Annotated in this window: 15 protein-coding genes and 1 pseudogene; 14 read left to right on the top strand and 2 right to left on the bottom strand. The window is 38.5% G+C overall.

Annotation, left to right across the window (positions count from 1 at the left end; all coding sequences use genetic code 11):
• Positions 1-116 precede the first annotated feature (116 nt).
• The 8 genes and pseudogenes from KFZ56_RS15445 to KFZ56_RS15410 form a co-directional block, all read left to right on the top strand.
• Positions 117-326, top strand: a pseudogene (locus KFZ56_RS15445) (CapA family protein); the annotation flags it as partial.
• Between the two features lie 52 nt (positions 327-378).
• Complete coding sequence (locus KFZ56_RS15440; protein ID WP_222642878.1) at positions 379-717, top strand: hypothetical protein; 339 nt, start codon at positions 379-381, stop codon at positions 715-717.
• 200 nt (positions 718-917) lie between these two features.
• Positions 918-2,342 (top strand): YfcC family protein, encoded by a 1,425-nt coding sequence (locus KFZ56_RS15435; protein WP_255585174.1) that lies wholly within the window; start codon positions 918-920, stop codon positions 2,340-2,342.
• Between the two features lie 153 nt (positions 2,343-2,495).
• Positions 2,496-3,269 carry a gluconate 2-dehydrogenase subunit 3 family protein gene (locus KFZ56_RS15430; RefSeq protein WP_222642877.1) on the top strand — a complete coding sequence of 258 codons (774 nt, stop codon included), beginning with the start codon at positions 2,496-2,498 and terminating at the stop codon, positions 3,267-3,269.
• A 70-nt stretch (positions 3,270-3,339) separates the two neighbouring features.
• Positions 3,340-5,079 carry a GMC family oxidoreductase gene (locus tag KFZ56_RS15425; RefSeq protein ID WP_222642876.1) on the top strand — a complete coding sequence of 580 codons (1,740 nt, stop codon included), beginning with the start codon at positions 3,340-3,342 and terminating at the stop codon, positions 5,077-5,079.
• A 19-nt stretch (positions 5,080-5,098) separates the two neighbouring features.
• On the top strand, positions 5,099-5,662 hold the full coding sequence (locus KFZ56_RS15420) for an SCO family protein (protein WP_222642875.1): 564 nt from the start codon (positions 5,099-5,101) through the stop codon (positions 5,660-5,662).
• An 82-nt stretch (positions 5,663-5,744) separates the two neighbouring features.
• Positions 5,745-5,954: a twin-arginine translocase TatA/TatE family subunit gene (gene tatA, locus KFZ56_RS15415; RefSeq protein ID WP_222642874.1), complete on the top strand. Its 210-nt coding sequence runs from the start codon at positions 5,745-5,747 to the stop codon at positions 5,952-5,954.
• A gap of 177 nt (positions 5,955-6,131) precedes the next feature.
• Complete coding sequence (locus KFZ56_RS15410; protein WP_222642872.1) at positions 6,132-6,905, top strand: SDR family NAD(P)-dependent oxidoreductase; 774 nt, start codon at positions 6,132-6,134, stop codon at positions 6,903-6,905.
• A 198-nt stretch (positions 6,906-7,103) separates the two neighbouring features.
• Here the strand turns inward: KFZ56_RS15410 and nagE are convergent, their stop codons facing one another.
• Both nagE and KFZ56_RS15400 read right to left on the bottom strand, forming a co-directional pair.
• On the bottom strand, positions 7,104-8,576 hold the full coding sequence (nagE, locus tag KFZ56_RS15405; RefSeq protein ID WP_222642869.1) for an N-acetylglucosamine-specific PTS transporter subunit IIBC: 1,473 nt from the start codon (positions 8,574-8,576) through the stop codon (positions 7,104-7,106).
• A 344-nt stretch (positions 8,577-8,920) separates the two neighbouring features.
• The gene (locus KFZ56_RS15400; protein WP_222642867.1) at positions 8,921-9,406 is read right to left on the bottom strand and encodes a PTS sugar transporter subunit IIA; all 486 of its coding nucleotides are present in this window, start codon (positions 9,404-9,406) and stop codon (positions 8,921-8,923) included.
• 838 nt (positions 9,407-10,244) lie between these two features.
• Between KFZ56_RS15400 and KFZ56_RS15395 the strand changes: the two genes are divergently transcribed.
• The 6 genes from KFZ56_RS15395 (at position 10,245) to KFZ56_RS15370 (ending at position 24,915) form a co-directional block, all read left to right on the top strand.
• A complete protein-coding gene (locus KFZ56_RS15395; RefSeq protein ID WP_222642865.1) occupies positions 10,245-10,832 on the top strand; it encodes a CalY family protein in 588 nt (195 codons plus the stop codon).
• A 333-nt stretch (positions 10,833-11,165) separates the two neighbouring features.
• Entirely contained in the window at positions 11,166-14,621 is a 3,456-nt protein-coding gene (locus KFZ56_RS15390) for an alpha-N-acetylglucosaminidase TIM-barrel domain-containing protein (protein ID WP_222642863.1), read from the top strand.
• Between the two features lie 329 nt (positions 14,622-14,950).
• On the top strand, positions 14,951-18,280 hold the full coding sequence (locus KFZ56_RS15385) for a polysaccharide lyase family 8 super-sandwich domain-containing protein (protein WP_222642862.1): 3,330 nt from the start codon (positions 14,951-14,953) through the stop codon (positions 18,278-18,280).
• A 596-nt stretch (positions 18,281-18,876) separates the two neighbouring features.
• Complete coding sequence (locus tag KFZ56_RS15380; RefSeq protein ID WP_222642861.1) at positions 18,877-19,692, top strand: PRD domain-containing protein; 816 nt, start codon at positions 18,877-18,879, stop codon at positions 19,690-19,692.
• A gap of 471 nt (positions 19,693-20,163) precedes the next feature.
• Positions 20,164-21,663: a glycoside hydrolase family 18 protein gene (locus KFZ56_RS15375; protein ID WP_222642860.1), complete on the top strand. Its 1,500-nt coding sequence runs from the start codon at positions 20,164-20,166 to the stop codon at positions 21,661-21,663.
• Between the two features lie 396 nt (positions 21,664-22,059).
• Positions 22,060-24,915, top strand: coding sequence for a glycoside hydrolase family 84 protein (locus KFZ56_RS15370; RefSeq protein WP_222642859.1), 2,856 nt, complete (start codon positions 22,060-22,062; stop codon positions 24,913-24,915).
• The last annotated feature ends 130 nt before the right edge of the window (positions 24,916-25,045 follow it).

The following is a 25,045-nucleotide window of genomic DNA, read 5'->3' as shown; positions in this document are numbered from 1 at the left end:
CGTTAACAAGTATGCTCTGTTCCCAAGAATCTCCCACTTCAATCTACCGCAAGGTCGATAAGTGGGGGTAGTTCAAGGTTGGGGATAAAGAGAAACAAGTAACAACTCCAAATGAGGAAGATATGAAGAGGATTCTAGCTGCAATTGCGGAAGCTAAAAGACAAGCGGATTTTGTTCTTGTTAGTATTCACTCCCATGAGATGGCAGGTGAGGAATTAGAAAAACCGGCGGATTTTCTAAAAGATTTTTCTAGAAGATGTATTAATGGTGGGGCAGATTCTATCATTGGTCACGGCCCTCATATACTAAGAGGAATTGAGATATAAAAATCGTCCCATTTTTTATAGCTTGGGTAATTTTATTTTTCAGAATGATACCATGGTAAAACAGCCATCTGACTTTTATGATAAATTTGGTTTAAATCATTCTAATAATGTTGCTGATCTTTATGATGTAAGGGCGAATAAGGACTCAATAGGCTTTGTTATTGATGATAAAATATGGTCCTCTATTATTCCTATATGGAAGATGAAAGAGGGAAATATGTTTGAGCTTACCTTATATCCAATTGATTTAGGGATGAAACAACCTCGTTCACAAAGAGGATGGCCTAAACTTAGCAGTCGTAATACTACGTTAATGTATCTACGTGAACTTTCCTTGCCATTTGGGACAAGTATTCAAATTGCAGATGGAGTAGGTAAAGTCCAACTATAAAATAATAGCCGTATGACATGAAGGGCTAACGTATAGTCAAATTTTATAGAATAAAAAGTTAGAATATATCAAATAATTTGTTATAACAGGGAATTGAATCTGATGAGGCAAGAAAAAAGGTAGGAAACTCCAGTCAGCAGAAAATGGGTGAAAGTATTAGAAAGTAAAATAGATAGCTTTACAGAAAGGGGAGTTATCGAATGAAAGAAACAGAGGAAAGAAAAAATACGAAAAAGAGAAAAGCCAAATTTAAAATGCCTGATGTTTATGTGTTATTATTTTTTCTTGTCGTTTTAGCGTCAGTCGCAACTTATGTTATACCTGCTGGTGAATATGACCGAGTAGAGCAAAATGATATAACAGTTGTTGATCCTGATAGTTTCCATTCTGTAGAGCAAAGTCCTGTTGGAATTTCTAATATTTTCATGTCAATCGCAGAAGCAATGATAGACTCAGCGGATATAATATTTTTAATATTATTTCTTGGTGGTGCATTCAGACTTATGGAGGCGTCAGGTGCAATAAATGCTGGTGTCCTATCTTTAATTAATAAATTTGAAAATAGAAGGTCTCTCCTGATTGTCTTATTAGGGAGTATGTTTGCATTATTGCTAACTACTGGCTTTTCGGCAAATGCTACTGTTGCTTTTATTCCAATTGGAATTCTTATTGCGAAGGCATTGAAGCTTGATGCAATTGCAGGAGTTGCAATCGTATTTCTAACAAGTATGACCGGATTTACGATTGCATTTCTAAACCCAAAAGTCTTAGGGATTGCACAACAAGTTGCAGAGCTACCTCTTTTTTCTGGAATAGGATATAGAATTGTTCTCTTCGTCGTATTTACAGTTATTACAATTCTATATATTCTTTGGTACTGTAAAAGAATACAAGATGATCCATCCAAAAGCTACATGGGCGAAAATAAGTTTCCCCATGATACGTCGGAAGTTAGTATCGATACGGATATCAAATTTACTGTCAAACATAGCATCGTTCTTTTATTATTTATCGCTGGAATGGCTTTTTATGTTTATGGAGCGCTGAACTTAGATTTTGGGATGAACGAAATGACCGCGCTATTTTTGGTTATTGCTATTGGTTCTGGAATCATAACGGGGTTAAACGCCAATGAAATTGTCGCAGAATTCATGAATGGCATGCGGGGGCTTGTATATGCCGCTTTAATCGTGGGAGCTGCTAGAGCAGTCGTATTTGTATTAGAAGATGGAAAAATAGTGGATACCATTATAAATGGGTTTGCTCAAGTTTTAGAACTTTTCCCATCAGATATTGCAGCGATTGGAATGCTTTGGGCCAATGCGATTTTTAATTTCTTTGTTAATTCAGGTTCTGGACAAGCGATGGTAACGATGCCTATATGGACGCCTCTAGCTGATATTCTTGGCATTACTCGCCAAGTTACCGTGCAAGCTTTCCAGTTTGGTGACGGAATTACCAATCTCCTGTGGCCTACATCAGGAACCCTAATGGCTGCCTTAGCTATGGGAGGCGTACCTTATGGAGCTTGGTTTAAATTCATCTGGCGTCTTATATTAATATGGATGATTCTAGCTTCCATAGCAATATATGTAGCTATGTTATTCAATTGGGGGCCATTTTAAGCATATCGGGCATGGCTTAGGATAAACTGTTTTCCTTAGCAATAGGACGTAAACTAGCAGGCATTATAATCTGGTTCAATTTATGAATCATTTCTTGTATTGGTAGATCATAAGGTTAAGTATCTGATTTTTTATTAGGAAAAGGGTGTTCATATGGTAGATCATCATTCTAAAAAAGATAGTCGCGTAAAAAAACCGGAAGAAAGGATTGATAGACGTACATTTATAAAAAATACCGGCCTTTTAACTGGTGGTATAGTCGGCGGAGGTTTACTTGGAGGGATTATAGGAAATCGGTGGTGGCCCGGTACAGAAACCGAAACTGCAACAGATACAAACGTTGAAGAAAATAATTATGAAGAAGCGAGGATGTTTTTTAAACGAGAAGAAGATTTCCGAGTATTAGAAATGGTGACAGAAACCATTTTTCCTGAAGATGATAATGGACCTGGAGCTATTGGTCTAGGTGTGCCATACTTTATTGATCGTCAGCTCTCTGGTTCTTGGGGAAACAATAACCGAGATTATATGAAAGGTCCATTCCAGGAAGGGGCTGCGACACAAGGATATCAATCTTCTCTAACTCGAGGAGAGATATTCATTCAAGGAATACGACTTATAAATCAAACAAGTACATCGGATTACAAGCAAGAATTTGTTGATTTGGAAGAGGAGGATCGTGTTTCAATCTTGTCCAAGTTTGCTGATGGTGAAGTAGAAATGCGTGGAGTATCTTCTTCTCGATTTTTCAACATGCTAAGGGAATCGGTATTAGAAGGAGCCTACGCGGACCCGCTCTATGGTGGAAATAGAGACATGGCTGGTTGGCGTATGAAAGGCCATCCTGGTGCTGTCATGTCCTATCTTGATGTCATAGAAGAGGAAGAATTTGTTGAAATGACTCCAATAGCACTTAAGGATCATTAATATTATTGAATTATAGTAGCATAGGTAAAAACGGTTGAAAAAACGGAAAATGATAGAAGGAGTAGATTTCGTGGTACAACGATTAGAAAAAGCAGATGTTGTTACTGTAGGTGTTGGTTGGACGGGTGGAATAATAGCTGCTGAGTTAACTAAAGCAGGATATAAAGTAGTTGGTTTGGAACGAGGAGCGGAGCAAAAAACAGAGGATTTTCTGCAAACGAAGGATGAACTTCGTTTTGATTCCAGATATGATTTGTTACAAAATTTATCAAACGAGACGATAACGTTTCGTAATACATCGGACATGACGGCTTTACCAATGCGTGAATATGGTGCTTTTCATTTGGGGACAGGCCTAGGTGGAGCAGGAGTTCATTGGAGCGGGGTTACGTGGAGGTTTCTTCCTTATGACTTTGAAATTCGATCACAAACTATTGAAAAATATGGAGAGGAAAAAATCGATACTGATATGTCATTGCAAGATTGGGGTATTACGTATGAAGAACTCGAGCCCTATTATGATCGTTTTGAGAAAACCGCGGGTATTTCAGGGGAGGAAAACCCTTATGGTGGGTTTCGATCAGATGATTACCCGACACCACCAATGAAAACGACACCAGCACTACGCCTTTTTAAAAATGCAACAGAAGAAATGGGATATCAGCCGTTTATGGCACCATCTGCAAACTTATCTGAGCAATATACAAATCCGGACGGGAAAACAATCTACCAATGTCAATTCTGTTCTTTTTGTTCTAGATATGGATGTGATTTCGGAGCAAAGTCAGATCCAATCAATACTGTCATTCCAACAGCCCAAGAAACGGGAAACTTCGAGTTACATACTTACGCAAATGTAACAGAAATTATACACGAAGACGGAGTTGCGACAGGAGTGCGTTTTGTTGATTTAACTACTGGGATGGAGTATGAGCAACCGGCAGATGTAGTTGTATTAACGAGTTTTGTTTTAAATAATGTACGATTGTTGTTACAATCAGAATTAGGTCAACCCTATGATCCTGAAAGTCAAACGGGAATCATAGGAAAGAACTACTGTTATCAAGTTGAGTTTGACGGTCAAGGATTTTTTGAAGAAAAATATAACATGCACATGGGTGCAGGTGCTTTAGGGATGGCTATTGATGATTTTAACGGTGATAACTTTGATCATAGTGAGTTAGATTTTCTTCATGGGGGATGGATTTCCCTCAGGCAAAATGGACGTACGCCCATTAGTTCTAATGCTGTACCAGCGGGTACTCCAAGTTTTGGCAGGGAATTTAAGGAGCAATCGATATATAACTTTTATAGAATGTTATCTGTTGGAACACAAGGAGCCTCTCTTCCGAATGTAAACAATTATTTAGATCTTGATCCAACGTATACAGATGAACTTGGTAATCCACTGCTTCGAATGACGTTTGATTTTCATGAGCAAGATAGAAATTTAAGGGCTTTCTTGGCTGAAAGAATGGAAGAAATTCTTACACAAATGGGTGCAAGTGATATTTCTGTTGATAAAGAACTAGGATCATTTGACGTAGAGCCCTATCAATCCACACATAATACGGGTGGTGTGATCATGGGCGATGATCCGGAGACATCTGCTGTTAACAATTATTTACAAATGTGGGATCATGACAATGTTTTTGTTGTGGGAGCATCAGCGTTTGCTCACAATAGTGGTTATAATCCAACGGGGACGGTTGGAGCACTTGCATATCGGGCGGCAGAAGGAATTGAAAATTACTTGAGCAATGGTGGAGGTCAGTTGGTACAAGGAGAAAAATCCAAGAAACATGTTTAATAAAGGGATAATGGATAAGATGAGGTTTGGAAAATACTTATTTATGTTGGTTATCGTTTTCCTTGTTGCCTGTAGTGATAAAATTGATAGCAATATGTCCGAACCTATGGTAGATTTCGAATTTATAACACAAGATGAAGAAAAATTAAGTTCATACGATCTTGAGGGCAACTGGTGGATAGCCAATTTTATGTATACGAATTGTACCATGATTTGTCCTCGGACAACAGCTAATTTAATTGACGTACAGCAGGAGCTAAAAGACAGCGGCCTTACACCACAAATTGTCTCATTCAGTGTCGACCCATCGCATGATACACCGGAGGTATTGAAAGATTATGCGAAAGAATATGGAGTTGACATGGAAACATGGGACTTCCTAACGGGTTATGATTTTACAACGATTCAGGAGATATCTGAAGGTACATTTAAAACCACTTTAAAAGAAGGAGCAATGGAGCAACGTTCTCATGATTTTGGTTTTTATTTAATCGCCCCTGATGGAGAGATTGTAAAAAAATATGATGGGATGAATTTCGATGAACTTGACATGATTATGGAGGACGTAAAAAGGGTATTATAGAGAACGTATAGGGAGACTCTCGCGCTGTCTAAATACCGGATTAAAATGATTGAATTATCAATGAAAGATGGAGGTGAATATCATGGGCTTGGCGAATATAGGTATACCAGGTTTAATCCTTATTGTCATACTAGCATTGATCATTTTCGGACCTAAAAAACTACCGGAGATTGGAAAGGCGTCAGGACAAACGTTACGGGAATTTAAAAAATCTACGAATGATTTAATGAGTGATGACGATTCCCCTGAGGTTTTGGATGAAAAAGAAAGTTCCAAGGAAGAAAAGGTTTAAACCTTTTCTTCTTTTAATTATGGTAAAAAGGCCCTTCCAGAGATAAAGTGCGAAAATATCCTCAAAGCAGCCAAGCGTTTTCCTTCAGATTCTACAATACCGTCCAACTTACCTTATTACCATATTTATTATAAAATAGATATGGTGACACATACTACTATTCAAGGAGGAATCAATGTGGCAAATCATAACGCAAAGGTAGCAATTGTAACTGGAGCAGCTTCAGGGATTGGATATGCAATTACAGAACGTCTTTTAAAAGAAGGAGCGTCTGTAGTTGGGGCAGATTTGAACGAAGATCGTCTAAGTCAATTGGAACAGGAGCTTGGCGAACATTTTGTAGGGTTGAAAATGGATGTTACCAAAGAGGCTGATCATGAAGCCTTAGTTTCAAAAACGATAAGCCGATTTGGCAAACTTGATTATGCTTTTAATGTAGCAGGTGCCAGTAAAGCAGGTACTATTACAGATCTTTCCGAAACAGATTGGAAATTTACTGTGGATCTTGTGCTTAATGGTGTGTTTTTGGGTATGAAACACCAGGCTGGTCAAATGAAAAAACAGGGTTCAGGAGGGGCTATTGTCAACGTATCATCATTAAATGCGCAAGTACCGATGTATACAGGCTCTGCTTATGCCTCCGCTAAAGCTGGGGTCGAAATGTTAACGAAAAACGGTGCTTTAGAATTAGCTCGTCACAACATTCGAGTAAATACTATACTTCCCGGATTAGTGGATACACCATTAACAGAAGGTTTTAATTCAAATGAAGAAATTAAAGATGCCTTTCTGGAAAGAATACCTATGAACCGGGCAGCCGACCCTAAAGAAATGGCTGGTCCAGCATTATTCCTGGTCAGTGAGGATGCAAGTTATATCAATGGCGCGAGTCTTTTGGTTGATGGTGCTTGGGCTGTGAGTGGATATCCGGACTTAAGCCAATGGAGTTAATTTAACGATGATTGGTTATAAGAATAACCAAACGTAAAAAGGAAGAAGGAGCTTGACTTTCCTCATTCATGAACATTAAACCGCCGTACATGAGGTCGTAGGTACGGCGGCATAAAGGAAGGGGGTAGCCCCCCTTCCCAATTTTAGTTATGCGTATTATTTTATGAACAATGATTCTCACTTGTTCGCTTTTATGCATCAATCTCTCTTCCGGATTTTCCTAATCTCATCAGCGACAAATTGTACTTGTGTACCGACGACAACTTGAATATTATGTTTGCCGACTACATTGATACCGGGCACACCGGTTTCCTTGATTTTATCCTGATCGACCTTATCCATGTCATCCACTTCAAGACGCAAGCGAGATACACAATTATCAACCGTTAGGACGTTTGCATCTCCACCAAGCCCTTCATAAATTTTCGCTGCCATGATGGCTGTTTCGTCTTTTTCGGAAGCTAGCGTTCCTTCTTCTATATTATAACTTTCATCTACTTCGCCTTTTCCGGATTCTCCTTCTTCTCTTCCAGGTGTTTTAAGATCCAGTTTAACAATAAGAAAACGGAATACAAAGTAATAAATAACGCCAAATACCAAGCCCTGTACGATCAGCATATACGGCTGATTGGCAATCGGCACACCCAAACTGAGCGTGTAGTCAACCAAGCCGGCACTGAAACTAAATCCGGCGGTCCACTCAAACATTGCTGCAATAAATAAAGATAGACCTGTCAATGCTGCGTGTACCACATACAATACAGGAGCCAGGAACATGAATGAGAATTCAAGCGCCTCTGTAACACCGGTAAAGAATGAAGCGAACGCAGCTGCCATTAAGAGAGAAGCAGCTTGCTTTTTCCGCTTCGTTTTGGCCGTATGATACATTGCCAGCGCTGCTGCTGGTAATCCAAACATCATAATCGGGTAAAAACCTGCCTGATAACGACCGGTAATACCTTGTTCCCCTTCACTGGCCCAGAAGTTAGCAATATCATTGATACCTGCAACGTCAAACCAGAAAACGGAATTTAACGCATGGTGAAGGCCGGTTGGAATAAGTAGCCTATTGAAAAAGCCATATAATCCTGCTCCAATCGCTTCTAAATTAATGATAGCCTCCCCGAATGAAACCAAGGCTGAGTAGACAAGGGGCCATATAAAGAATAGCGCAGCTGATACCACCATCATCGCCGCTGCACTCATGATCGGAACCAAACGTTTTCCACTAAAGAAAGCTAACGCATCAGGTAATCGCACCTGAGAAAATCGATTGTACATGAGTGAGGCAACGATACCGGAAAGAATACCAATAAACACATTTTCCGTATTTTCAAATGCGGGGTTTACTGCTCCTTCTTCGATGCCCTGCAAGCCAGCTACACCGCTGACACTTAGAACGGTAATGGCAACCAACCAGGCGACAAGCCCACTTAAACCGGCAGCACCGTCCTGTTCCTTTGACATCCCGATAGCGACACCGACTGCAAAGAGAATACCGAGATTATCAAGAATAGCGCCGCCGCCACTTGTCAGATAATTCCCGATAACACTGTTCTCATTCACAAGATTTAGAATCCAGTTTCCGATCCCCATCAACAATGCTGCTGCAGGTAATACTGCCACCGGCAGCATCAACGACCGGCCGAGATTCTGCAAATATTTCATCATTTGACTTCCCCCCATTTTGTTTAATAAAAATTCATTCATACTTCCACAAAACGTTATTTAAAAAAGCGAGTTAATTTGAATAATAATGTCTGTTGATACATGCGGGACATTTTAAAACCCTCTAACGTACAGGAAAAAGATATGTACGTTTTATTAGTTAGAGAATTTCTTCATCCATGATGAATTCCCTAGATATTTACTTGATTACATTAAAGCAATGATGCGTAATTCGAAGCATATTATTTACGGCTTTTCTGACGTTTTCGTACAAATCACCTCCTTCATTTGTGTGATCAATATGTAATACCGGATATTTCTTCTTTAACTATTCAACGTCTAATTTTCTAAGAAACTGTAATGATTTCTGTTACGCCTGCTTTCCCTTCTTTCTCTTCAGTAATGGCAAATTGCTTGTCGCTATTTTTGCTATTCGTAATAACAATTGGTGTAATCACATCTTTTGCATGGTCATGGATATAATCCAAATCAAATTCCATTAATAGGTCCCCAGTAGCAACCAGGTCTTCAAGATTTACTTTTGGGGTAAACCCTTTTCCTTTCAAATTAACGGTTTCTAAACCAATATGAACTAATATTTCAATACCATTATCCGTCTCAATGCCGATTGCATGTTTGGAATCGGGAATTTGTACAATCTTCCCCTCTATGGGGGAAACTATTTTTCCTTCAGTTGGGATCATGGCAACCCCTTCTCCCATCATTTTTTGGTTGAATACAGGGTCTGGAACCTCTTCAAGTGATACAATTGCCCCGCTCATTGGAGCGTAAATTTGGTAGCTATTTGATTTTTTAAATAGATTTTTAAACATTTTATTTTTCCTTTCTAATCCTGTAGTAAAATAAATGAGACATTACATTTTCTTTAGTATTAATAAATCGAGCGAAACTTGTTTGTTTCAATGGTTCTCAGCCTATAATATCTTAAATAATCTTATATCATTCATTTAAATATTCAAAATGGAGATTCATCCGTTTTAATCAATAAAAAAGCATGGTAGTACCAAAGGGGAAATAGTCCTTTATCGTACCACCATGCCTAATCGTATCAGTAACATGTGATTTATTATTTAAATGTCATATGTAGAGTAACATTATCCTACACGAGAGTCAATAACATTATAAATATTTTTCTATTTCTGCAAGGGGATATTTTATTTATCCTGTGATAAATAAACGTACCTATATTTACTTATTTCCTGAATTTATGACAGAAAGATTGAGATTAACCAAAAATTTTTAAAAAAATTGAAAATAAGTATTGACTACATGATTGCGAATTGTTAAGATTAAAATAATTATATTGGATCACATGTTACTGATTCGACCAGGCATGGTGGTAAGTAAAGGGTTCTACGGATCCTTTCTATACCCCATGTCTTTTTGTGTTAGTCATGTTTTTCAAATCTAGGGTGGTGATTGGAGTATAAAATTACTGTCGAACGGTACGATGTTCTGCACATAGTTTGAAGGAGAATGATGATGAAGACGTTCAGTAACCCGAAATCTTAAGATCCTATCAAATAAGGGTGGTGAGATGATAAAAAACGAGGTAGTGCATTTGATAGATACATTCTTAAACAATCAACACCAGCGCCTGTTTTGGATATTTGATGTTCTATATACAAAAATTTAAAGGAGAATTTTAACATGGGAATAAAAAAACAATTAGGTATGGGAGTTGCAACGGCTGCACTTGGTCTAACGTTGATAGGTGGAGGGACGTTTGCCTATTTTAGTGATAGTGAGACAACGAATAACACGTTTGCAGCGGGAACGCTTGATTTGGCCGTGGAACCGACGGAAGTAATTGAAGTGGAGAATATCCAGCCCGGGGATTCCATGACGCGCGATTTTGAACTGCAAAATAATGGCTCCGTGGATATGAACAAGGTGCTCCTGGAAACAGATTATTCCGTGATTGATGCAGAAGGGGACAATACCGATGATTTTGGAAACCATATTCAAGTGGAGTTCTTATACAACGCTGACCAAGTAAATGAAGTGATTTATGAAACAACATTGGCTGAACTGAAGGAAATGACACCAGAAGCTGTAAATGAAGAAGTATTCATTCCGGCACTTGGAGAAGATGGGCTTGAAGCTGGTACCAGCGATGACCTTGTTGTTGAATTTACCTTTGTTGATAATGGAGAAGATCAAAATGAATTCCAGGGTGATACGTTAAATCTGGAGTGGACATTTACAGCTCAACAAGCAACAGATGAGGATAATTAAAATATACTGGAAACGAGATTGAATTTATTCATCCTAAAATTTAAAATAATAAAATGATTATACTGAATCACATGTTACTGATTCGACCAGGCATGGTGGTACATAAAAGGTTCCTGCGAATTCTTTTCATACCTCCATGTCTTTTTTAATTAGGTCTTTCATTTAAAGGTGGTGATCTAGGAAGATGAAGGCAAGATTAGTGGAAAGTAAGGTACTTAAAAGAATTAAAGACAACTGAAATCGAAGAAGCTAACCGAAATAAAAGTATAAACGGTTTATAAAAGGCTGTACGCTTTAGTTTTAATCTAAAAACGACGAGAGGTGAATATAATCGTGAGTAAAAACAAACATTTGGTATGGCAGCTGATTGTAACAATGATGGTGGTCCTTCTATTGTACTCGGTTGCACCTGTATCTGCGGAGGATGATTCCGGGTATTCCAGCGATGATCATTCGTTTTCAGAACTGCAAAGTCAACCCATCCAGCCATGTTCAGACCATTCGGGTAATCAAGGCAATGATGTTGGGGACTCCCAAGTGAATCTGAACGCGGCAAGTGACGTGATTGAAAGACTGTTACCATGCGAGCAGGCCGAGCAGATTCAATTAGGAGAACTTGATCCTTCTGAATATGATAAGGAAACATTTGAAATTAAACCTGGTCCCGAGCAATATATTACGATTTCCGGATCAAGTACAAGCGCTTTATTAATGGGAGTACAATGGTATTTGAAGTATGAAGCCAATGCAAACATTTCATTAAATGGGGAGCAGCTAGATTTACCTGAAAAGTTACCTTTACCGGAACAAACGATTCAACGTGATGCAAACGTAGAAAATAGATTTGCATTAAATGATACCGATGAAGGGTACACCGATCCATATGAAGATTGGGATTACTGGGAACATAAAATTGATGTACTTGCTATGCATGGGATTAATGAAGTCCTTGTATATCCGGGGTCAGAGGCTGTTTATCAAAAAACATTTGAGGAATTCGGATATTCGGCAGAAGAAATGCGCGACTGGATTCCCTCGCCTGCCCATCAACCATGGTGGTTATTACAAAATTTAAGTGGATTTCCAAGTCCTATCCCTCAAAATGTGATTGACGAACGGGCAGAACTGGGAAGGGATATTGCTGATCGATTGCGTGAACTTGGAATGACACCGGTTTTCCCGGGATATCACGGTATTGTTCCATTCGATTTCGAGGAGAAAAATCCGGGTGTCAATATTGTTCCTCAAGGGACATATCACCGATTTACGCAACCGGATTGGTTGGATCCGACAGATGAGTCATATCCGAAAGTTGCGGAGGCCTTTTACGAAAACCAAAGTGAACTGCTGGGAGATTCCTCCATGTATAAAATGGACTTGCTTCATGAGGGAGGAGAAGCTGGGAATGTAGACGTTGGTGATGCTTCAATAGCTGTGCAGGAAGCGCTTGAACAAGCCCATCCAAAAGCTACTTGGGCGATTCTTGGCTGGCATTCCAATCCGCTTCCGGAGACGATTGAAGCAGTTGATAAAGATAAGGTACTGGTTCTAGATGGCATCTCTGAAAGAAGTTCTGCAGAAAATAGAGAAGAGGATTGGGATCAGACACCTTATGCATTTGGAACGATTTGGAACTTTGGTGGTCATACGAACATGGGAGCCAATTTGACGGTTTGGAATGAAAAGTACTTCCAATGGCTTAACAAAAGTGATAGTTCCCTTCAAGGAACGGCATTAATGCCTGAGGCGATCGACAATAATCCGGCTGCCGTGGAGTTTTTTACCGAATTGGCTTGGCATGATGAGCAGATTGACATGAATGATTGGTTTGCAGCGTATGCGACCGCTCGCTACGGTGCTGATGATGAACATGCTCAAACGGCATGGCAAACGATTGGACAAACAGTATACGATTTGCCTGCAAACAATTCGAGCGAAAAAGCAACGGAAATGTATAGTCTTGAACCAAGTCTTACTGCGCCTACTACAGGTATTCACTATCAAGATGAGTTACATTATGATAAAGCACAGTTTGAACAAGCGTTGACGGAACTTCTGAAGGTGGATTCAAGTCTTAAAGATAGCAGTGCCTATCAGTTTGATTTGATGGACGTGACCAGACAATTTTTGGCAAACAAAGGACGAAACTTGTTTCCGAAAATCAAAAATGCGTATAACCAAGGTGATGAAGAAGCCTTCCATGAACTCACCACCAAATGGCTGGAGTATATGAAACTGACGGACAAAGTGGCAGCTACGAATGAACATAGTATGGTTGGTCCATGGATTGAAAATGCCAAAAGCTGGGCAACGAACGAAGAAGAACGTAAACGACTGGAATATGATGCCAGGTCCCTTATTTCCATATGGGGAACTCCTGGACTCGATGATTATGGACGTCGTCAATGGTCAGGTCTTGTCGGAGATTATTATCACTCAAGATGGGAAAAATATTTCGAATCACTTGATAATACACTTAAAACAGGCCAGCCACCGGAGTTAATTGATTGGTATGAATATGGTCAAGAATGGGCACAACAGACCAACAATTACCCGACTGAACCATCCGGTGACATTACCGAAATTGCTAATGATATTCATGAAACGTTTGCGGAAGAACCCGATGGAGAACTCAGCCTATCAAGCAACAAAGAAGTGATTAGCAAGGATGACAAGGAAACAATCATTAGCGCAACGTTTACGAATCAAAATGGGATTACAGAAGTAGAGGATCTGAATTTGAAATTGAATGTTCCTGATGGGTATTCTGCACAAGCACAAACACCTGATACGAATGAACAAATTGATCCTGGTGAAACATTCACCGTGAAGTGGACTGTAACAGCCCCTGAGGATGTAAGCAATCAAGCTACTGCTAAATTTGTCGTAGATGCTTCATTTGAAAATGGGGATCAAACCGCTAACATAACGGATGAAACCCGATTGCTTGTTGAAAATGATGTGCAAACACCTTATCAAACCGTATCATTTAATGATGCAACGTTCAGCCAAGGTGAAGACGACTTTGCCATCTATGGTGGTGGAGAAGATATGTGGAAATCCAAAGATTACTATGGTGCTATTTACCAAGAAGATGGATTAGGAAATACAGATACAGTAACGGTGAAAGTTGATCATCAGGATCGGACCGGACCTTACGCCCGTGCAGGGATTGTGGCTCGTAATGATTTAACAGACCAAAATAATTCTGCAGGCTACATCAATCTTTCCGTTACACCGGATCATGGCTGCATGCTTTCGTGGGACAGTAATGGAGATGGAACATTGGATTCGAAAGAAAATGCAACTGAGTTTAACGGACCTACGTACGTAAAGCTTTCCCGAAACGGGTCGCTTTTTACGGCATCGTGTAGTTCGGATGGAGAACATTGGAAAGAGGTAGGAACAGCAACCGTTCCTGATGCGGATGAAAATCTAGATACAGGAGTGTTCATGTCAGCAGCAAATGGATCTGACGACAGCAACGGTCTGGCACAATTTAAGGATTTCTCCATTGAATCCGAGTCAAGTGTCGAGGTAATGATATCGCTTGTTGATCAGTATGAGGAAGCTGGCGAAATTACAAATAGTCAGACAGCAAGATCCATGCATCTGCAATTAACTTCTGTTGGTCATTTTGTCGATCAAGATGAAATGGATAAGGCAGTTAAACATTTGAGCACATTTAAGCAGATGCTTGATCACAATGAGGAAAACGAACAGATAACAGAAGAAGCTGCAGACACACTGCGGGGACATGCTGATAACCTACTTGAAGAATGGAATTAAGACAAGCGCCAATTAATCGATTTTTATTCTATTCTTCACTGCTTGCTAAATAAACGAGTTAGAGTTCTGATGGTCTATTCCCCGACTAAGAAAATTATAGTTATGTAATGGCATTGGAACTCATATTACAGATGTGGATAGGCGTGGTTGTAATGGAGATGGATGCGAAGGAACTTAATCCAATATTACAACCATGCCTTTTGTTTTTGCATAGATAATGCGGTATGACATAGCGAAATGCAGAATTTGCAGGAAGCGATGACAATGATAGTGAAATGAGACACCTACGTAAATAAGAATAGAATCTAAGGAGAGGAGTACTTCCATAAATGAAAAAAATATCGCAATACGTAGTAGCATTTACAATCTTAATGTCCATTCTATTTGGAGCTAGTATAATGGAAGCTACAGAAAATGAGGACTTACTTTTAAATAAAGATGTACGTTACGCTGGTGTAGAAAATGGAAAAAATAAAGATGGAAGTTGGAAACATCCCGAATTTGTAGGAGAAATGGCAGTAGACGGGAAGGATAATACGAGATGGTCCGCTGATAAACAAGATGATCAATGGCTAACTGTCGATATTGGCGAAAGCGTTCCCATCAGCGAAATATATTTGAACTTTCATGCAGAAAGTCCCAGTTATGATGTGTTGATTTCAGAGGATGGTGAAACCTTCGAATCTATTTTTGAGGAAACAAATGGAAGTAACGGACAAAAGAAAAGAACGTATATTAATGCAGATAATCAAACAGCACGTTATATCAAATATCAGCAAAATAAAATGTGGGAACACCCTGGAAATGGACAATATTATGGTTCAAGCATTATATCCATCGAAGCTTATAGCCAACCTAAGACGAAATCTATCTTTTTTGATCAAGAAAGCGTAGCCATTAGCGAAGGTAGAAATACACAGCTGTCCTATACGTTGGAACCTGAAGGTATAGAAATCAAGGATGAGGACCTAATCTGGAAATCAGAAAATGAACATATCGCTACGGTTCAAGATGGTACAGTAACTGCTATATCTGAAGGAAACACAAATGTTACGTTACAGATAAGAGGTACAGATTTAACAGCAACCGCGGAAATAACTGTAACGAAAGTAAATGAAGACTATCAATCAATGAGAGCTAAATGGAAAGAAAGGCTATTAGGAAGTAACGTGAATGATAATGATCCTGATATCAAAAATTATCTCCATAAGATCTCCGAGGAAAGTGAAGAACTGTGGGAAACACTTAATAAAGATAGTGATAGAACCTATCTCTGGGAGCGTAAAGCTTCTGACACTGTATCTGCCGACTATACCACACAGTTTACGAATATCAAAAAATTAACTTTAGGTTATTATGAGCCAACAAGTAGTATTTATCAAGATACGGAAGTAAAGCAAGAAATAATCAATGCCATTGATTTTATGATCGACACCAAGCAATACAATGGGACATATTGGACTGGTAATTGGTGGGATTGGCAGATTGGTTCGGCTCAGCCCCTAGTAGACACGTTAATATTATTACATGATGATTTATTGGAGGAGGACTATGAAAAATTAGAAAAATTTGTATCTCCCATTAAGAAATATGCGAAAGATCCAAATATACAGTGGCCCAATTATCCTGCTACGGGAGCCAATCTAACGGATATCGCTTTATCTACTTTGGGTAGTGCTATTTTGCTAGAAGATGACAGCAGTGTTCAATTAGTGGAAGAAAGCGTACCAAGCGTATTGGAAAATGTTACAAGTGGAGACGGACTTTATACAGATGGTTCACTTGTACAGCATACATTCTTTCCCTATAACGGTAGTTACGGAAATGAGCTGTTAAAAGGAGTTGGTCGAATCCAAAGTTTGTTGCAGGATACAGAATGGGAAATTGATGATAACAACATGTCCAATTTATTCAATGTTGTTGATAAAGGTTATTTGCAATTGATGACCTATGGTAAAATGCCTTCTATGGTTTCTGGACGTAGTATATCAAGAGCCCCTGGGACCAATCCGTTTACGACGGAATTCGAATCTGGTAAGGAGACAATCGCAAACTTATTACTAATTGCAGATTTTGCGCCAGCCCACTTAAAAAATAAAATACATGCCCATATTAAAGAATGGGTTATCGAATCAGAAGGATATTATAATTTTTACCAAAACCCTAGGGATTTAGGAACGCTAATAGAATTAAAGACAATCATGGAAGATGAGAGCATTGTAGCTAATGAGGACAAAACGACACTGAATATATATGCCTCCATGGATAGAGTTCTACAAAAGACACCAACTTATTCGATAGGGATTAGTATGTATTCTGATAGAATTGCGAACTATGAATTTGGGAACACAGAAAACAAGCATGGTTGGCATACCGCTGATGGTATGGTATATCTGAACAATGGCGATCTCGCACAATTTGATGAAGGATATTGGGCAACGATTGATCCTTACCGATTACCTGGCACTACAGTTGATACTAGAAAATTATCAGATGGAGCAAATGCCAGTCAACAAAGTCCTCAAAACTGGGTTGGAGGTACAACGAATGGAGAAAATGCAGCAGTGGGGATGTATCTTGACAAATCTAATGAAGGAATGGATTTAAACGCTAAAAAGTCTTGGTTCTTATTAGATGGAAGCATCATTAATCTAGGGGCAGATATCAGTGGTGTTACAGATGCCTCCATTGAAACTATACTAGATAATCGACTTATTAATCCCGAAGAAGTATCAGTAATGGTCAATGGTCATTCATTCTCAAGTGAAAAAGAAGATGTTACAGGTTGGATTAATATTAGTGCGGAGGAGAAAGAAAACAATATTGGATATATTATACCGGAAGAAATGGGAAATGTTTCGATGTATCAAGAGCAACGTGTTGGAAAGTACAGTGATATCAATGAGTATTTTGTTAGTGATAAAGAATATCGTGAGAACTACCTCACCATTACAAAAAATCATGGAAAATCAGTAGATGATGACACATATGAATACATGGTTGCACCGGGTGAAAATGATGAAGAGATGGAAACGTTAGCAAACAACCCTCATTATAGTGTTTTAGCAAACAATAGGAATGTCCAGGCAATTGAATCGAATGATGTAATGCTAGCCAATTTTTGGAATGGTGGTCAAAAGGCAGGCATCGTCAAAGTAGAACAGCCGATGTCCGTGCTTGTCCAATCATTAGACAACAATCAGTATGAGATTACGATGGCAAATCCGCTTCAAAATAATGAGCAGGTTTCTTTAGAATTACGTGAAGAGATTCGTGAAGTAATATCTAATGACGAAGAAATGACAGTCGAAGGAAATACGATAACGTTAGATAGTAATCAATTATACGGGGCATCGAAAACACTTGTTATCGAAGTTGCGGAGAAAAACCAAGCAGCCAATGTTAACGATATAAAAACGCTTATTGAACAATACGATGAAGAAGGGGCGTTTGCTAGTGCAGAGATTGTTCGGCACTTACAAACCCATTTAACTGCCGTCAGTCATTACGAAGATAAAGAAGAAATAGATAAAGTCATCCAACATTTGAAGGGTTTTAAGGATCTACTAAATTATCAGCTAGCCAATAATGTAATGCCCGAAGAGGTACATGATAATCTCGTCATGCAAACAGACGGCGTGATAGCCAAGTTACAATAAAAGAATGATAATATCTCCCTATGACAGGACTTATCCTGCCGTAGGGAGAGAAATGAAAAAAGGGTCAGATTCTGGGAAGATTTGCCCCTTTTTGGTGAGATATGCAATAAAAATAACGTGGATGAGTAGAGCCATTGTTTGATGTTATATGAACGTATAGCTGGGAAAGGGGGATTTAGACGCATTACTATTGTACTTTAATAATTCCGTTACTTATGGTACCATTATGGGTAATGAAACGAAAAACATGGAACATGTATAGTGATATTGTAACCGGTATCATTATTTATTTTATGGGTGAAATACATATATTGAAACTGGAGAAACTGCCGTTTAGGCATGTGGATCGTTTATGTCAACATATATCTCTAGTTCTATCGACGGTGAACAGTTAAGGATGAAAATAACTTTTAGCCTATATAAAGAATGAAGTATTTTTCTGGATAGTGCTCCACAGATTCAACTATTAAGCTAGAGTGAATCACGTTCATTATGATTAAACAAATATTTTTTTAACTTATTGATGATGGAGGTTTCATCTAAATTATGTGGTTTAGCTTTACTTAGTAAACGAATTTACAAAGGAGGTGATCCTGATGAAAATAAAAAAAATCCTTAACAATAATGCTGTTGTAGTTATAGAGCAGGAAAAGGAAAAAATTGCAGTAGGAGCAGGAGTTGCCTTTGAAAAGAAGAAAAATGATATCGTTAATATTCACAAAGTTGAAAAGACCTTTATTATAGAGGAAAATGAAAGGTTGCAGCAACTTTTAAGTCGGATCCCGGAAGAACACTTTACCATTACAGAAGAAATTATTACTTATGCTGAAGAATCCATGGAAAAGAAATTAAATGAGCATATACATGTTGTCCTCACGGATCATATCTCATTTGCTATAGAACGACAAAAAAAGGGGATGGAAGTTAAGAATAAATTGTTAAATGAGATTAAAATTTTATATAAAAAGGAATTCGAAATCGGTCTTTGGGCGATTAAACATATTAAAGAACAAACCCAAATAGATATGCCGGTTGATGAAGCAGCTTTTATTGCTCTTCATATTCATACATTCAAAGCAAATGAAATAAGTTTCCAACAAACATTGAGACAAACGACGATTGTGCGAGACATGGTTCAAACCATTATAGGAGATTTAAAAATCAATGTGGAAGAAGATAGCGTATCTTACCAGAGACTTATTATGCATCTACACTTCCTTTTAGACAGAACGAATCATTATGAGATCGCAGCGATGGATGCGGAAATGTTAGACATGTTACAAAATAAATTCCCTGTTTCTTATAGATGTGCGCGTAATGTCTCTAAGAAATTATTAGAATATGATATCGAACTCCCGTACGAGGAATTAGGATATATTATACTCCATATTGAAAGACTAAGGAATCCATAGCATTCTATCACCCGCCTTACATTTTAAGCTATCTAGTCATTTTATGATTTTGCAAAATATATTGACAATGATATAGAAACCTGCTATGTTTAATATAATTATATATGCATCACATGTTACTGATTTGACCAGGCATGGTGGTAAATAAAAGGGTTCTTCGCATCCTTTTGATACCTCCATGTCTTTTTTATTGCCTAGGAAATTATAAAATTATTTGCTTGTGGATAACTTATTATTGATTAATGGCTACGTCCAGCTACAAGCGCCAAAAACTAGGAGATAACACGAGAGCTCCCTACGATAAGTCATCATCGGTTCGTTACCTCACCGTGATTCCTTTATCTCAGTTGCGCCGCTCCAATCTCTACGTTTTTAACCAGGCTCTTTTTGCTTTTGTTCTTTTAGTCATGTTATTCATATCTTTCATTACATTTTTGTGTCTCGAGCACAGCGAAAGGAATGATACTTAAAATGAAATTTAATTCTTTTGTTAATCTACGAAGTGTGTTTATGTTCGTATTTCTCTTAGTCATGATTTTTGTTTTTTCTGGTGAATCTGAAAAAATTTATGCTAAAAACAGTACAAATCAGGTTCAAGAAGCTATCCAAGATATGAAGACACTAGTGACTCACTATCAAGATGATAATGACATTATATCCAAAGAAGCAACTCATAATCTTCAAATTCACTTGGAGGCATTAGCGCATTTTGAAGGGAATGAAGAGACGGAAAAATCTATCAAGCATTTAAAAAATCTAAAAAGGTTAGTTAATTATCAATATGAAAATGATTTAATTTCCGAAAAAGCTTATCATGTACTAGATTCAAATACCGAGCATTTGATTCAAACAAAGCAGAACAAAAAAGATCCAATAATAATGGGGTATTGGAATGGAGACAAAAAGATAGAAAATTTCCCTGCTAATAAATTAACACATATTAACTATGCATTTGCATACATCGATGAGGAAGGAAATGTTCATCCCGATTCTTCATACAAGGAAGCAGAAAATGATTTCAAGGAATTAAATAAGTATAAAGAAAAGAATCCCCATATAAAATCATCTATTTCAATTGGGGGTTGGGGGCCGAATTCAAAATATTTTTCAGATGTGGCTTCCTCCAAAAAATCGAGAGAAGAGTTTGCTCAAGCCACTATTGATAAATTTATCATAAAGTATAATTTTGATGGAATTGATTTAGATTGGGAATTCCCTGTAGAAGGAGGCACAGATGAATTACATTATGATCCAAACGATAAAGAAAACTTAACTTTATTAGCAAAGGAATTTCGTGATCAGCTGGATCAATTGGAAAAGGAAAATAATCGTGAGTATTTGCTAACAGCAGCAACACCAGCGGGACGTTATCAAAGCCAAGGACCTTATGATCCTGCTGATAGTTATGATTTTGAAGGACTGTCCAAGTATCTCGATTGGATCTACGTTATGGCGTATGATATTGGAAATGGATTCAGTCCGGTAACAAATTTTAATACTCCAATGCAGCCTGTTAACTCAGATCCAACACCGGATGAAATAAAAAAATGGAATAATGTAAGTGGTGCTGTCGAATATTATCAGAAGCAAGGTGTTCCAACTGACCAACTTGTTCTTGGAACAGCATTTTATGGAAGGAGTTTCGAGGTTTCAAGTGAAGAAAACCAAGGGCTATATCAGGAATACGAATCTACTGGGCCTTCTCCACAATGGAATGAAATAAAAAAAGATTACTTGAAAGACCCTGATTGGAAAGAGTATTGGCACTCAACAGCTGAGGTACCTTGGTTATTTAATTCGGACACTAATATGTTTTTGGCGTATGATAATCCGGATTCAATAAATAAAAAAGCACAATTTATTAATAAGCACAATCTAAGAGGTGGTATGATTTGGCACATCGGTCAAGATGACAATCAAAACAGTCTGCTTAATGCTTTATCGAAGCCGGTATTAAAAATCAATCATTAAGCTATGAATTGTATATAAATTTATTTTTTATAGATAGCGGAGGTTTATTGTAAAAACGAAGTAGAACCATGGTAAAAAAGTAAACACAAGAAGTAAATATATATTGACAATGATATAGAAACCTGCTACTTTTAATATAATTATATATGCATCACATGTTACTGATTTGACCAGGCATGGTGGTAAATAAAAGGGTTCTGCGCATCCTTTTGGTACCTCCATGTCTTTTTTATTGTTGTAATAGCTGTGGTGCTCCCTAGAGATTTTAGTGAAATATGCTGAACAGGCCCATCTGCTTCAACGCCATAATAGGAGGTGGTCATAGCACATAAATATATCTAAATTTTTAAAAACTAATTTACGACTCGTATTACAAGGAGAAAGGAGATAAGTGAGATGAAACCACGAAAGTTACTCTATTCATCTATAATCACAACTATGCTTGTCGGTCTTGCATCAGGGATGTTCATGTCTACCGTTGGAGCTGAAGAAAGTAGTCCAGTACAAGAATATGAATTTTATCCAACACCGCATAGCGTGGCGTATGATGAAGGGGAAATGTCGCTTGAAGATGAAATTAACGTTATTTATGATGACACCATTGACGACGTAACAAAGAAAAAACTAGCAAGTGTCTTTGAAGATAATAATTTGCCGAAACCGGTATCTGCAGAGGAACCATCAGATGATGAAATAAATATATTTGTGGGGACGGAAGGATCAGGCGGTCCAGCAGAACAACATGCTGAAGAAGCATTTGGAGGAAATAGTGTGGATTTTAACGAGATCGATGCTTATCAATTAGAAATTGATAGCGATAACATCACTGTTATCGGAAAAGATACAGATGCTGCTTTTTATGGACTTGCCTCCCTTGGAAAAATCCTGGATCAGAGTCAGGATGGCGTAGTTCAGAATCTCGAAATCAAAGATTATGCTAATACGGAGGTTCGGGGGTTCATCGAAGGTTTTTATGGAATTCCCTGGAGCAATGAGGACCGTAAATCACTGATGGAATTCGGTGGTCAATTCAAAACGACTTCCTATATCTTCGCCCCTAAGGATGACCCTTATCACAGAGAAAAATGGGAGGATCTCTATCCGGAAGAAGAACTGGAAGAGATTCGTGATATGGTAGAAGTTGGTCAAGAAAATAAGACAGAATTCGTTTGGACTATTTCTCCGTTGGGAGAAGCAGCTAAAGTTGCCCAGGAAGAAGGTGACGAAGCAGCCATGGATATGCTTGATGAAAATACAGAAAATCTGCTCGATAAATTTGATCAGTTATATGATGCAGGTGTAAGGCAGTTTGGCATCCTTGGTGACGATGTTGGTGCTCTTCCACTTGATTATGTTGTCGAACAGATGGATGCCGTTTCCGCATGGGCTGATGAAAAAGGTGATGTGAAAGATACGATTTATACACCAGCTGCTTATAATTCGGCTTGGGCATGGGATGGCGGCGAAGAGTTGAATAAGCTCGAGAAGCATTTTGATGATAATATCCATATTCTTTGGACAGGCGAAAATACAGTTGCTCCGGTTGAGCAGAAGACAATTGACCGCTTTAAAAATCGAGATACGGATGGAGAGGTACGTCGTGACCCGCTCTTTTGGCTTAATTGGCCGGTTAATGACGTGGATATGACGCGTGTATTCCTTGGAAAAGGAGATATGCTTGAAACGGGTATCGAAAATCTCGCTGGTGTCGTTACAAATCCGATGCAGGAAGCGGAGGCTTCTAAAGTTTCCATCTTTGCCATTGCTGATTATGCATGGAATACAGAGGACTTTGATGATCAGAAGAGCTGGGAGGATAGCATGAAATATGTGGAGCCGAATGCAACAGAGGCATTTCATACATTGGCCAAACATATGGCTCATGCAGACCCCGATGATGGAATGGAAGCAGACGAGAGCGAGGACATCAAGGATTTGCTCGATGAGACGATATCCCGGCTTGATGATGGGGAACCGCTGGGTGATGATGCTTCTGAATTGATCGATGAGTTGCAAGCAATTGCAGATGCAGGTGAAACATTTTTGAAAGATGCAGAGAACGAAGGATTGAAGAAGGAATTAGAACCGTTTGTCAATGCGTTGCGTGATATGGTGCTTGCTGATATCGAATACCTGAAAACACAACAAGCGATCGAAGAGGAAGAATTTGATAGTGCCAAGGAGTACTACGTATCGGCTCAGGTATTACGTGAACAAAGCTTACATTATGATCGACCGATGCTGGAAGAGGCAAATGATGAAAAAGCGATCCCCGCTGCGAAAAGACTGCAGCCATTCACGAATAATTTGGAACGAAACGTAACGCAAAATGCAGAAGAAGTGTTAGACGATGTTATAACCGATTTTTCAAATAACCTAGCCTATCAACAAAAAGCAACTGCATCGACGGAATATAATGAGTCACAAGGAGCATCTTTTCTCGTAGATGGAGATAATAGTACGAGATGGGCGTCTGATTATAAAGATATGACAGATTTTGAAAGAAATGATCAGTGGGTTGAAGTTGAACTCGATCAGGCCGTTGATATGGATAGAATCGTGATTAACTGGGAAGCGGCCCGAGCTTCAGCGTATAAGATACTTGCTTCTGACAACGGCGTTGATTATGAAGAAATATACGCCTATGATGATGACACAAGAGGCACGTTAGTCGATGTTATTAATCTGGAAGACGTCAACGCTAAATTCATAAAAATTGATATGTCTCAACGCATAACAGATTACGGGTACAGTATATATGAACTGGAAATATATAGCTTCTCTGAAGTGAAAAAACTCGTAAAAGAAGCGGATGACTTACTGAACAGAATACCAGAAGAATCAAGTGGAGAAGAGGAAAGAGCTGAACTCATTTCCGCGAAAGATGAATTGGAAGATTATTTTGAAAGTGAAGATACAAATGGAATGCCTTATACGCTAATCAAGACCTTAACAGATAAGTTAAATCGTTTTAAAGAGACCATTATACCAAGTGCCAGTCTAATAAGCGATTCTGTTGAACAATTCAAGAAAGATGGAGAAATTGAAACCGATCGTGTAGCACGTGCCTTAACCATTCATTTAACTGCTGTAAGCCAGTATGAGAAAAGGGAAGCGTCGGAAAAAGTAGTTAAACATATGGAAGGCTTTAAACAATTACTTGATCAACAACGAGAGGAAGAATTGATATCGGAGGACGCCTATGATGTTCTTAATGATGAGGCTGACAATCTGATACAACAGTGGCAATAGGATATAGTGATTGTTTGGCTGGTTTGAGTACGTTTGATGACGACCTTAAACCAGCCATTTTTTCAGCCATTCCTTATTTATTGGGCATAGGTAAAATGTTTGAAAATAAGAGATAAGGAGAAAGAATAGA

The sequence above is a fragment of the Virgibacillus sp. NKC19-3 genome, from assembly GCF_019837165.1.
GTDB classification, from domain to species: domain Bacteria; phylum Bacillota; class Bacilli; order Bacillales; family Amphibacillaceae; genus Virgibacillus_L; species Virgibacillus_L saliphilus.
The sequence above is the reverse complement of the archived record's forward strand: the minus strand, read 5'-3'. Positions and strand labels throughout refer to the sequence as shown.